The sequence below is a fragment of the Streptomyces sp. NPDC002446 genome (genome assembly GCF_053595675.1).
This window is the reverse complement of sequence record NZ_JBSFYC010000004.1, coordinates 1-12,412: the sequence shown is the minus strand read 5'-3', so window position 1 is coordinate 12,412 and position 12,412 is coordinate 1. Positions and strand designations below refer to the sequence as shown.

At 72.9% G+C, this 12,412-nt stretch carries 9 protein-coding genes; 4 read left to right on the top strand and 5 right to left on the bottom strand.

The features are described from left to right. The first annotated feature begins 350 nt into the window (after window positions 1-350). Window positions 351-1,307 carry a Ppx/GppA phosphatase family protein gene (locus tag ACWD6P_RS04095; RefSeq protein WP_451442441.1) on the top strand — a complete coding sequence of 319 codons (957 nt, stop codon included), beginning with the start codon at window positions 351-353 and terminating at the stop codon, window positions 1,305-1,307. A 30-nt stretch (window positions 1,308-1,337) separates the two neighbouring features. On the opposite strand, the gene ACWD6P_RS04090 is transcribed toward ACWD6P_RS04095, so the two are convergent. After that, the gene (locus ACWD6P_RS04090; protein WP_451442440.1) at window positions 1,338-3,431 is read right to left on the bottom strand and encodes a SpoIIE family protein phosphatase; all 2,094 of its coding nucleotides are present in this window, start codon (window positions 3,429-3,431) and stop codon (window positions 1,338-1,340) included. Between the two features lie 199 nt (window positions 3,432-3,630). Here ACWD6P_RS04090 and ACWD6P_RS04085 point away from each other — a divergent pair, with 199 nt between their 5' ends. From ACWD6P_RS04085 to ACWD6P_RS04075, 3 genes are read left to right on the top strand one after another with little or no spacing between them, the layout of a single operon-like run. Next, on the top strand, window positions 3,631-4,158 hold the full coding sequence (locus tag ACWD6P_RS04085) for a (2Fe-2S)-binding protein (protein WP_451442439.1): 528 nt from the start codon (window positions 3,631-3,633) through the stop codon (window positions 4,156-4,158). Window positions 4,159-4,167: 9 nt separating this feature from the next. Next, on the top strand, window positions 4,168-5,163 hold the full coding sequence (locus tag ACWD6P_RS04080) for an FAD binding domain-containing protein (protein WP_451442438.1): 996 nt from the start codon (window positions 4,168-4,170) through the stop codon (window positions 5,161-5,163). Continuing rightward, window positions 5,160-7,403, top strand: a complete 2,244-nt coding sequence (locus tag ACWD6P_RS04075) for a xanthine dehydrogenase family protein molybdopterin-binding subunit (protein ID WP_451442437.1) — start codon at window positions 5,160-5,162, stop codon at window positions 7,401-7,403. Before ACWD6P_RS04080 ends, ACWD6P_RS04075 begins: the two co-directional genes overlap by 4 nt. An 89-nt stretch (window positions 7,404-7,492) precedes the next feature. On the opposite strand, the gene ACWD6P_RS04070 is transcribed toward ACWD6P_RS04075, so the two are convergent. The 4 genes from ACWD6P_RS04070 to ACWD6P_RS04055 all read right to left on the bottom strand — a co-directional run. Next, window positions 7,493-8,368: a DUF6801 domain-containing protein gene (locus ACWD6P_RS04070; protein WP_451442436.1), complete on the bottom strand. Its 876-nt coding sequence runs from the start codon at window positions 8,366-8,368 to the stop codon at window positions 7,493-7,495. An 82-nt stretch (window positions 8,369-8,450) separates the two neighbouring features. Beyond that, window positions 8,451-11,255 carry an NACHT domain-containing protein gene (locus ACWD6P_RS04065; protein ID WP_451442435.1) on the bottom strand — a complete coding sequence of 935 codons (2,805 nt, stop codon included), beginning with the start codon at window positions 11,253-11,255 and terminating at the stop codon, window positions 8,451-8,453. After that, on the bottom strand, window positions 11,252-11,545 hold the full coding sequence (locus ACWD6P_RS04060; protein ID WP_451442434.1) for a trypco2 family protein: 294 nt from the start codon (window positions 11,543-11,545) through the stop codon (window positions 11,252-11,254). Before ACWD6P_RS04060 ends, ACWD6P_RS04065 begins: the two co-directional genes overlap by 4 nt. Before the next feature lie 177 nt (window positions 11,546-11,722). Then, window positions 11,723-12,412, bottom strand: a 690-nt coding sequence (locus ACWD6P_RS04055; protein ID WP_451442433.1) for a SulP family inorganic anion transporter, incomplete at its 5' end; no start/stop codon positions are given.

Here is a 12,412-nt window from a genome sequence, read left to right as displayed (position 1 = left end):
GACTGCACCGGCAGCCGGGCGCCCGGCATGATCGACATCATGCATGGCCCCCTGTTCGGTCTCGCCGTACGGGAGGGCCGGTCAGGAAAGGGAAAGACACAAACTCGCCAATGAAAGACGCACCGCCTGCGGGCACTTATCAGAGCGGGCCGGTCATGAGCCGACCCGTCGGGCGGGCCCGGGAAATGGCCTTTCGCTCACCCACCGCACCCGTGCGCAAGTTGTCCGAAAACAGCAGTTACGTACCCACGGCATATCTCCGGCATGACGCCCACATGGGGACGATGAGTGACATCATGATTACGGAGCGAGGTCGTGCGGGATCGGCGCTCTCCGGAAAGGCGGGATGAATGCGGCAGGCGGGTGTACTGGACGTCGGGTGCCACAGTGCGCTGCTCACCGTGGTGCGATGGCGACCGGGCCCGGTACTGGAACCCGTCTTCTCGCACAAGGTGCGGCTGAGACTCCACGAGACGCTCGACCGGAAGGGCCGGCTGGGCACGGCCGGGGTCGAGAGCGTGCAGCGGGCGGTGGCCGAGGCGATCACCGCGGATCCGCAGCGCCGGCTGCCGGAGGTGTTCGCGTTCGCCACCTCCGTCATCCGGGACGCCCCGAACCGCGATGAGGTGATCGCGCGGGTGGCCCGTACCACCGGCACCTGGCTGCGGGTGCTGCCCGGCGAGGAGGAGGCCCGGCTGGCCTATGTGGCGGTCCGTCAGTGGGCGGGCTGCCCGCAGGGGCCGCTGCTGGTCCTGGACATCGGCGGCGGCACCGTCGAGCTCGCCTCCGGGACGGGCGCCCTGCCCCGGGTCGTGCGCTCGCTGCCGCTGGGCGCCCGCCGGATCACCCGGGAGTGGCTGCCCGGCGGCACCGTCCCCTCCGAGCGGCGCCTGGACGAAATCCGCCGGCATCTGCGGCACTGCCTGAGTCTGGCGCCGGGCGTGCCGCGGGCGGCGCGGGGGGACCGGGTGCTCGCCTGCTCGAAGACGTTCGAGCAGCTCGCACGGCTCGCCGGCGCCGGACGGAACAAGCCGCGCCGGGCGGCCCGCGAGCTGACGCTGCCTCAGCTCCGGGCGGCGACACGGCAGCTGGCGGATCTCGCCCCGGACCGCCGGAGCGCCCTGCCGGGCATCTCCGCGCACCGCGCCGAGCAGTCCCTGGCGGGAGCCCTGGTCGCCGAGAGCCTCATGGAGGCGTGCGGTGTCCAGAGCGTCGAGATCTGCCCCTGGTCCACGCGCGAGGGGCTGCTGCTCGAACGCCTCGGCGTGCTCGACGGCTCCTCCCGCGACGACCGGCCCGCGGGGTGAGCTCCGGACGGCGGCCGGCCGGGGCGCAGGTCAGGGCCGGGAGGCGTCGGGGGGATCGGCCCGGGCCCGGGCGATGAGCACCGCGACGTCGTCGGGGTCGTCCGGATCGCGCAGGGCGTCGAGGAGCCGCTCGCAGGTGTCCTGCAAGGTGGGGTCGGGGGTGTCCAGCAGACGGCGCAGGAAGTCCAGGCGCTCGTCGATGGCGTGATGGCGGGTCTCCACCAGACCGTCGGTGTAGAGGACCAGCCGGTCGCCGGGGCGCAGGCCGATCGCGGTGGACTCGAAGGGGACGCCGCCGACCCCGAGGGGTACGCCGGTGGGCAGGTCGAGCAGCTCGGCGGGCCGGCCCGTGCGCAGCAGCACCGGCGGCAGATGTCCGGCGACGGCGATGCGGCATGCGGCGCGGTGCGGATCGTAGACGGCGTAGACGCAGGTGGCGTACTGGTCCAGGTCAGCGGTGATCTTGTCGATGTGCCGCAGCACCTCGGTCGGCGGGATGTCGAGGTCGGCCAGGGTGGAGGTGGCGGTACGCAGCCGGCCCATGGTGGTGGCGGCGTTGATGCCGCTGCCCATCACGTCACCCACGACGAGCGCGGTCTTGTCCGCCGCGAGGGGGATCACATCGAACCAGTCGCCGCCGACCTCGCTGGAGGTTCCGGCGGGCTGGTAGCGGGTGGCGATCTCCAGGCCCGTCCGTTGCGGCGGGTGGTCCGGGAGCAGGCTGCGCTGGAGGGTGAGGGCGGCGTTGCGCTGGCTCTGGTAGAGGCGGGCGTTGTCGATGCACACCGCGGCCCGGTCGGCCAGCTCACCGGCGAGCGTGAGGTCGTCCTCGTCGAAGGGCAGCGGATTGCGGGCGCGGGTGAGGCCCAGCGCGCCGAGCACCTCGCCGCGGGCGATCAACGGCGTCGTGAGGTAGGTGTGGATGCCGGCCCGCGCCAGGAGGGCGGCGGCCTCGGGGTCCCGGGCGATGTGTGACAGGTCCCGTTCGTCGGTGTGCGGTATCAGGATGGGCCGGCCGGTCCGTACGCACCGGGTCACCAGGCGGTCGTCGCCGTAGCTGGCGATGTGGCCCGGAGGGTCGGCGGCGCGGACCGCCTCGGTCGGATAGGCGGCCTGCACCGCGAGAGCCCGGAAGCGCGCGGGGCGGGTGTGCGGCACCGGGGCCGGCCGGTCCTCCAGTACGGAATCCAGGATGTCCACCGCGGCCACGTCGGCGAGCTCGGGCACGGCGACCTCGGCCAGCTCGCGGGCGGTCTGCTCCACCTCCAAGGTGGTGCCGATACGGGCGGAGCCGTCGGCGATCACGGCGAGACGGCGCCGGGCGCGGGCCGCCTCGGTGGTCGCGCGGTACCGGTCGGTGACGTCCACGACCAGACCCGCCACCCCCAGGACCCGTCCGCCGGGGTCCTCCAGCCGGTAGTAGGAGACCGACCAGGCGTGGTCGTGCCCGGGGTCGGCGGCGGTACGTCCCACCGTGTACTCGTCGACCAGGGGCTCCCCGGACTCCAGGACCTGCCGCAGCGCGGCCTCGATCTCGTCGGCGTCCAGGGAGGGCAGCACCTCGCGGACCGACCGGCCGAGGTGGTCCTCGGCGGGGACGCCGTTGATCCGCTCGAGCGCCGGGTTGACGGCCAGGTACCGCAGCTCGGTGTCGAGGACGGCCAGCCCGATCGGGGACTGCGCGACCAGCCGCGTGGACAGGGCCACATCCCGCTCCACCTGGCGCAGCACCGCCTCGTCGGTGGCGATGCCCAGGGCGTAGAGGTCCCCCCGGTCGTCCAGCAGCCGCATGTTGCGGAACTCCACCAACCGGGTGCTGCCGTCCTTGTGCCGTACGGGGAAGGCCCCGGCCCAGCTTCGGCCCGTGCCCATCACCTCGGTGAACAGCCTGACCACCAGCTCCAGGTGCTGCTCATGGACGAGCAGCCGTGCCGCGAACCGGCCCAGCGCCTCCTCGGCCCGGTAGCCGAACAGCTCCTCGGCCTGCGGGCTCCACAGCACGATCCGCCCCTCGGCGTCCAGCACCACCGCCGCGACACCGAGCAGGTCCAGCAGCCCGCTCGGCTGCGCCGCCCCGGAAGCCGGCCGCTCCTCCCAGGAACCGAACGGGTCGGCGGCGGTCATGGCTTCGCGCCCGGGCGGCGGCCCGGTCCGGCGGCCTGGCCGTCCTCCAGGTCGCGGACCCACCACGGAGACATCGCGCCACCTCCGCCGTCCATTTTCCCGCAGGAGGTGCTCCTCGGCCCCCGGGGCGCGGTCCGTCGGGTCGCGGCGGCCTTTCGGATGAAACAGGATGAAAACTCCAACCCGAGGAGGTCAGCCCGTGTCCGCTCCCCACAGCCCGTCCCGCGCGCCCGCAGCCGCCGTGCTCCCGGAGCGCGGCCCCGACCCGGTGAGGATCACCCTGTCCGTCAACGGCGCCGAGCGTTCGTGCGAAGTGGAGCCGAGGGTCAGCCTCCTGGACGCGTTGCGTGAGCGGCTGGACCTGACGGGTGCGAAAAAGGGATGCGACCAGGGCACCTGCGGCGCCTGCACGGTATGGGTCGACGGGCGCCGGGTGCTGGCCTGCCTCACGCTGGCGATCGCCTGCGAGGGCCACGAGGTGACGACCATCGAGGGCCTGGCCGAGGGCGACGAGCTGCACGCCATGCAGAGCGCGTTCATCGAGCAGGACGCCTTCCAGTGCGGCTACTGCACACCCGGCCAGATCATGTCGGCGGTGGCGCTGCTCAAGGAAGGCCATACCTCCGACGACGCCGAGATCCGGGAGTGGATGAGCGGCAACATCTGCCGCTGCGCCGCCTACCCGCACATCCAGGCCGCCATCTGCGCGGTCCGCGACCAGACCTGAGGAGACCTCGTGCGGCCCATCAGCTACTCCCGCGCCACCGCCGTCGCCGACGCGGTGGCCGCCGTCGCCGCGGACCCCACCAGCGACTTCCTGGCCGGGGGAACCACCGAGGTCGACCTGCTGCGGCAGAACGTGCTGCTGCCGCGCCGGCTCGTGGACATCAACGACCTGCCCCTCACCCAGATCGAGGACCGGCCGGACGGCGGACTGTACATCGGCGCCCTGGCCCGGATGAGCGAGGTGGCCGCGGCCCCCGCCGTACGGGAGCGCTTCCCGATGGTCGCCGAGGCGCTCGAACTCGGTGCCTCCGCGCAGCTCCGGCACATGGCCAGCATGGGCGGCAACATGATGCAGCGGGTGCGCTGCGGCTACTTCCGCGACGCGGCCTCGCCGTGCAACAAGCGCGACCCGGGCAGTGGCTGCAGCGCCCTCGACGGCTTCCACCGCGGGCATGCGGTCCTCGGTGTCAGCGAGCAGTGCATCGCCACCCACCCGTCGGACGTCGCCGTACCGCTGATGGCGCTGGACGCCCGTATCCATACGGAGGGCCCGCGCGGCCGCCGGGTCTACGCGATCGACGACTTCTTCCTGCTGCCCGGCGACACCCCGCATCTGGAGCACCCGCTGGAGCACGGCGAGCTGGTGGTGGGCATCGAGGTTCCCGGCCTGCCGGCGGCGCGCACCTCGCGGTACCTGAAGGTCCGCGACCGCGAGTCGTACGAGTTCGCCCTGGCCTCCGTCGCCGCCACGGTGACCATGGCGGACGGTGTGCTCGGCGAGGTGCGGATCGCGCTGGGCGGTGTGGGCACCAAGCCCTGGCGGGCCCGTCGCGCGGAGGAGCTGCTGCGCGGCTCCCCGCCCGGCACCGAGGCCTTCGCGCGGGCCGCCCGCGAGGAGTTCGCCGCGGCCCGCACCAGGCCGCTCAACGCCTTCAAGTCCGAACTGGCCCAGCGGACCATGGTCCGGACCCTGGAGACGCTCACCCACACGGGGGGCCGGTCATGACCACGACGACCACCGCGATCGGCCGGCCCACCGACCGCGTCGACGGCCGCCACAAGGTCACCGGCGGCGCGCGCTACTCCGGGGACGTCCTCCTCGGCAACATGACCTATGCCGTGCTGGTCGGTGCGCGCGTACCGAGCGGCCGGATCACCGGTATCGACACCTCCGAGGCGCTGCAGGCCGGCGGGGTGCTCGCCGTCCTCACGCACGAGAACCTGCCCAGGGCCGCCACCCAGCCCCCACTGATCCCCTCGCTCGCGGGGATGCCCGCGCCGGGGCAGACGTTCTTCCCGTTCCAGGACGACGTCGTGCACTACACCGGGCAGCCCGTCGCCCTCGTCGTCGCCGACACCCTGGAACGCGCCCAGCACGCGGGCGCGCTGATCCGTGTCTCCTACGAGGAGACGCCGTCGGTCACCACCCTCGACCAGGGGCGTGACGAGGCCTACGAGCCCGAGGCGATCTTCGGCGGATTCGTTCCGGGCCGGAGCGGGCGCGGCGACGTGGAGCGCGGGCTGGCGCAGGCCGAGGTGCGCATCGACGCCACCTACACCTACGCCGCGAACAACCACAACCCCATCGAGCCCTCGGCCACCACCGCGGCCTGGGACGGGGACCAGCTCACCCTCTACGACGCCACGCAGGGGGTGACGGCCACTCAGCTGACGGTCGCGGCACTGCTCGGGCTGACCCCCTCGAAGGTGCGGGTCATCTCCCACTACGTCGGTGGCAGCTTCGGCTGCAAGGCCATGATCTGGGCGCACCCGGCCCTGGCCGCGCTCGCCGCCCGCCACGTGGGACGCCCCGTCAAACTCACCCTCAACCGGGAGCAGATGTTCACCTCGGTCGGCCACCGGGAGGAACAGGAGCAGCGCATCACGCTGGGCGCGGACAAGGAGGGCCGGCTCACCGCGCTGCGGCACCACAAGCTCTCGCCCACCTCGCACTTCGACGACTGGGCCGAGCCCTCCCTCGGCGTCGCCTCCCAGATCTACGCCTGCGCGAACTACGAGGGCGTCTACCGGCTGGTCCGCGCCCACACCATGACGCCCACCTTCATGCGGGCCCCCGGCGAGGCCTCCGGCATGTTCGCGCTCGAAAGCACGATGGACGACCTCGCCCACCGGCTCGGCATCGATCCGGTCGAACTCCGCCTGCGCAACCACTCCGACACCGATCCCGAGACCGGCAACCCCTGGTCCAGTTCCGGGCTCAAGGAGTGCTACGCACGCGGCGCGGAGCGCTTCGGATGGGACCGGCGTAACCCCGTGCCCCGCTCCCACCGCGACGGCAAGTGGCTCATCGGCTACGGGATGGCGACCGCCGGATATCCCGTCTACGGCCCCAGCAACCCGCAGCGCGCCCGTGCCCGCCTGTACTCCGACGGCACCGCGGTGGTGCAGGCCGCGACGCCCGACTTCGGCACCGGGGTCGCCACGGTGATGACACAGGTGGCCGCCGACGCGCTCGGTCTGCCCGTCGAGCGATGCCGCTTCGAGGGCGGTGACACCACCCTGCCGACCATCGCCGCCGCGGTCGGCTCCTCGGGAGCGGGGATGATCAGCGCGGCCGTGCACACCGCGGCGACCGAGCTGCGCGACCAGCTGATCGCGCGCGCCGTCGCGGACACCCAGTCACCGCTGCACGGTGCGGATCCCGGTGCCGTCGTCGTGGCGGACGGCCGGATGATGCTGCGCGACGACCCGGGGACCGGGGAGGCCTACGCCGATCTGCTCCACCGCAATGTCCTGCCCGATGTCGAGGCCGCGGGCTCCTGGTCTCCGTCGGACCGGAGCACCCGCTACGGGATGATGACGTTCGGTGCCCAGTTCGCCGAGGTCGCCGTCGACCCCGGCCTCGGGGTCGCCCGGGTGCGCCGTATGGTCGGCGCTTTCGCGCCGGGGCGGGTCCTCAACCCCAAGACGGCGCGCAGCCAGCTCATGGGCGGGATGCTGTGGGGACTGGGCCAGGCTCTCCTGGAAGCCAACTACATGGACCCGCGCCGCGGCCGCTGGGTCGCCTCCAGCCTGGGCGACTACCTCGTTCCGGTCCATGCGGACGCCCCCGCGGTGGAGGTCGAACTCGTCGATGTGGCGGACGAGATCGTCAATCCGCTCGGCGTCAAGGGCGTCGGCGAGGTCGGCCAGGTCGGCGCCGCGGCGGCCATCGCCAACGCCATCCACCACGCCACCGGACGCCGTATCCGCAAGCTGCCCATCACCATCGAAGACCTGCTGTGACGTCGGCCGGACGTCCGGGCCCGGTCCGGCGTCGGCGCCCCGCCCGGCCCGTTCCGGGCGCCGCCGCGACGGCGGCGCCCGCAGCGGTCTCAGCCGTCGTCACCGGTGCGGCGGTGGTTCTTCAGCCGTGAGCCGAGGCAGAGGGCGACGACGCCCGCGAGGAGCGTGCCCGCGGCCGGGAGCACCAGGTCCCCGGTGTTCTGGCCGGTGTTGGCGGTGGTACCCGTCGCCCTGCCGGGAGACGAGGATCCCGTGGAAGCCGGCCCCTCGGTCGCGGACGGCGATGCCGAGGTGCCGCCGGAGTCCGCCGCCCCGGAGGTGCCGGACGTGGTCGAGCCGGCCGACGTCCCCGCCCCCGTGATCTCGAACGAGCCCACGACGTCGTTCTGCCCGTCGTCCAGTGCGCACCGCACGTCGAGCCTGCCCCGGACCTCGCCGTTCGCCTTCCTTCCGACGACGTGCACGGCGACGTCGCCGACGGTGATCCGCCCGTGGCCCGGCCGGCCGAAGGTCAGCGCGGGCGCGGCGCCGGACGCCGCGACGTCGAAGGAACCGGATTCCGGGATGCCGGTCCTGGCGATGGCGAGGGGCACCCCGATCCTGCTGTGGCCCTCGGGCGCGGACACCCCGATCTCCGCGTCCACCCTGCCCTCGGCGCTCTTCACGCCGATCCGGTCGAGCCAGGGTGTGAGGTCGGCGTCCACCGTCGTCCTGGCGTCGATGGCGAACCTCCGGCTGGACTCGCCGACCTCGACCGACTCCGGGACATCCGCGTCGATCCGCGCGGTGAAGGGCTGGTCACCGAGCATCGGAACGTCGCAGGTGTAGGTCAGCGTGAGCGAAACCGGTTGTGCGGCCGCGGTTCCGGCTCCCGCGACTCCTCCGGCGACGGCGGCCCCCGCCGCCGTCGCCACCGCAAGGGCGATCCCCGCCCCGTGCCTTCCCGTTGTGCGCCTGGCAGTCATGTGCCACCCCGTGAGTTGTCCGCCGCGTTTCCCATCGGTACGTGCCTGTCGGGTTATCCCCCGAATCAGGACGCTGATTCCGTCACGGACGGTTCCGGTCCGCCGCGCCCGGCGCACTCGACGGGTGGGAGGTGCGGTGTGCCTGGAAGACCTGGGTCAGGTGGGCTTGCAGTCGGGCGTGCCGGAACTGGTAGACCGCACCGGCCTGGCGCAGCACGCCTCGCCGGTGGGCGTCCTCCAGGAAGGCGACCAGAGCCCAGGGCAGCCGCCCCGTCAGCGGCAACCAGATGCGTGACAGGGCCACCCACTGCCCCCAGGCGGTGAAACTCAGCCCATAGCCGAGCCCGCCACCGAACGCCGCCTCCAGCCCGAACACGAGCCCGGCCAGGACCCCGTAGACGGGCCCGGCTTTGAGCCCGTAGGCGAACCCGGCCGGGATTCCGAGCACGAGCATCCACACGAGCATGTGGAAGACCACGTTCCTGCGGTTGGTGCTCAGCAGGTCCGAGGCGCTCTTGGCGGAGGTGAGGTCGATGGGGGACTCGGCCCAGGCCATGATGCCGAGGACGAGCCCGGCGCCGATGCCGACTTCGAGCGGGAACAGGATCGCGCCCATCAGACCGCCGCTGAGTCCGTCGTCGAACCCCAGCGGCCCGACCACGCATCTGTCGACGAGCACCAGCACGAGCGCGGCCGGGACCCCGAACGCGAGCCCCAGCAGGAACCTGGGGACGAACCCGGCCTGCCGCTCCCTGCTCCCGCCGAAGAGCTGGATGCGTACCCGCGACGGCTCGACCGGCGCGCCCCTGGACACGAACCCGTACCCGAGCCCGAAGACCAGCCCGACGACGAGCCCGTGCAGGAGCCCGACCAGCAGCCCCCGCACCAGCGCGAACCGGAGTCCGTGCGCGGTCGCGACCAGGTCCACGGGGAGGTTCCCGATCCCGGTCGTCAGCCCGAAGGCCAGGGCGGCCAGGAACCCGACCACGAGCATGCGCGAGGAACGGCGCATCGTGGTGCCCAGTTCCCACCAGGCGAGGTGGGGCGTGCCGAGCTGGTCCAGGTGCGCGGCGAGGTAGCCGAGCCAGCGCTCGGCACGTTCGGGGTGCCAACGGGGGCGGTGGCTGGTCGGTGCGGGGTCGTAGACGGCGGGGACGAACGCTGCCAGGAGATGGCCGCGCACGTCTTCGGGGGAGGCGAATTCCAGGAGGTCTTCGGGCTTGCGCTCGGGGGCGTCGCTGTAGGCGGTGCGGGCCAGGGCGACCATCAGCGGGGTGGTGAGCGCCTCGGCGAGGTGCACCGCACCCGGGCTGCGCGGCTGTTCGCGCAGCCGGGCCAGCACCGGTCCCCACACGGTGCTGCCGTCCGCTGCGACCGGTCTGCTGGAGCGGTGCAGATAGCCGGCGTAGTCGCCCACCGTGAGGCCCTCCAGCTCGATGACGGCGGCGGCCCTGAGCACGTCGGTGTCCGCCACGGCCTGGCGGTACTCCTCGGGGCGGCTGGTCAGCAGCAGCGGCATGGCGCTCCGGTCGAGCGCTCGGAGCGCGGCGCCGTGCAGGCCGTGGGCGAGCTCGTCGAAACCGTCGAGGACGGGGAGGATCTTGCGCGCATCGACCAGCAAGCCGGCCAGGTTTCCGCCGTGTTCGGCGGGAGCGTCGAGGAACGGGTAGTCGCGCACCAGTTGGCTGCACATCCAGTCGCGCAGCGACGTGGTGGCCGGGTTCCACGCTCCCAGGCCGAAGACCACGGGCACGGTATCCGCCGGGGCGCGGGCGGCCAGCCGGTCGAGGACGAAGCGCAGCGTCAGGATCGTCTTTCCCGACCCGGCCGCCCCCAGGACCGCCAACCGGCCGGACGGGATGCGCCCGTACACCTCCGCGATCTGTTGGAGCCGGCCGTCCAGGGGGAGGGGCTCGGGAGCCGCTTCGGGCGGGGCCTCGCGGATGTTCTGCCAGTGATCGAACAGCTCCCGGGCAGGCGTGCAACGGAAGCGCACGGCAAGCGAGAACGGGTCGTGCACCCGCCGCTGCTGCTCCTCGGTGCGCCATTGCGCGTCCACCTCACCGGCGAGTCTCTTCGCCGACACCCGCACTTCCGGGGCGTCGTCCGGCTCGGGCGCGGAGGAGGGCGGCGGGCCGAACGGGAGGGGGAGCCGGGTGAGTTCGCCGGTATGGAGCGGCAGGCCGATCAGCTCGTTGAGTTCGCGTATCCGGGTGGGGGCGAGGCGGTACCAGCGTTCCACCTGGCTTGCCGTGAGCCTGCCGAGCCCTTCGGCGCGGTGCTGCTCGCTGATCACCCCGATCACGCATCCACCGCTCCATACCAGGGCCCCCGACATCCCCTCCCAGGGGGAACGGTCCGGCTCGGGGTCGTGCCCCGGAGGGTCCACGGTGATCTCCAGGCTGCCCGTCCGCAGGTCCGCGAACGGTGTGGTGGTGCCGCGCGCGTGGTGCGAATCCCGGTACCACGTGGGGGCGTCGCGCTCCGGTGCGGCGGTGTCGCGGCGCAGCTTGAACCTCGGAAATCCCAGCGCCTCGCAGTCCACGGGCCGTGTGATGCGGCCGAACCGCACCGGCGGGACCTCGGCGGCACCCGCTCCCCCGGCCCCGGCGCCACCCGCGATCCTGAGCACCGCGATGTCCGCGGCGGAGTCCGCCCAGACCTGCTCGCCGGGCAACTCCGTCACACCACCGCCTTCGGTGAGGAAACGCAGCTGAACCGACTCGGCGTCACAGGTCACATGCGCGGCCGTGAGCACCGCGTCCCCACTCACCCGGTAGCCCGACCCGAGCCGCCGCGCACCCGTGCGCAGTGCGGTGATGACCTGGACCACGCGCCGTGCGTCGAACCCGTCCGGCCCGTGCGCCCCGTCGTCCGCCGGGGTCATCGCTCGTGCGGAACAGCGGATCCGGAGACGAACGGCGGTTCGCCGGATCGGGTCGGCTTCAGTGCCAGGGTGAGGCGCTGGGTCGAGGTGCTGCCCACTGTGGCGTCCGCGCCGGACTCCAGCACCCAGAACCGCACCTTCGCCCCCACGTGCCCGGTCCGCTCCACCGCGACCGACACCTCCAGCTCGATCGTCCCCAGCTCGAAGCGCAGCGCCTCCCCCTCCGCCGCGACGACCGCGCGCTCCAGCTCCTCCCGCAGATCCCTGATCACATGAGCCAACTCGATCACTCCACGTCCCTTCGCCGGGGCACAGGCCACCGAGACTCTAGCCGTGTACTGCGGTGCGGGGGTGGCCTGTTGGGCATACGCAGACGGCCGCGCGGGAACGACGAGGCCCGCCGCCGTGGTGTCGGCGGCGGGCCCGTGTCCCTGTCCGGTGCCGGCCCGAGGAAATCGGGCCGGTCCTCAGCCTGCGGAGGCCATCCGGACCGGTTCGACGCCCTCGGCGCTGTGGCGGGCGGCCCAGTTCTCCAGGGACATCCGGCACGCGTGGTCGAGGTGGCGCAGACCGGACAGGTGCAGTTCGATGGGCCGGTCCTGCGGCAGGGCCTCCAGCGTGTCCAGGATCTTCGGCAGCCGCAGGAACGTGGCGTTGCCGGTCAGGTGCGCCTGGATCGGACCGGCGCCCTTGTCGATCACGTCCACGCGTACGTGCGAGGTCTCCCACGCCGTCTTGGCCACGGCCAGGGCCAGGCCGACGAGCACGCCCTCGAACATGCTCACCGCGACGATCGCCAGCGCGGTGACGACCAGGATCAGCGCCTCGCCCCGGTGTTCACGCCACAGCTTGCCCAACTGCCTTACGGGAACGAGCTTGCAGCCGGCGTGCACCAGGACGCCCGCGAGCGCCGCGAGCGGAATGATGCCGAGGGCGGCGGGCAGCAGCGCGGCGAAGACCAGCAGCCACACACCGTGCAGCACCCGGGAGGCCTTGGTGCGCGCCCCGGCCTGCACATTCGCGGCGCTGCGGACGATGACCGCGGTCATCGGCAGCGCGCCGAGCAGCCCGCACACCGTGTTGCCGGCGCCCTGCGCCATCAGCTCCTTGTCGTAGTCGGTCTTCGGCCCGTCGTGCAGCCGGTCCACCGCGGCCGC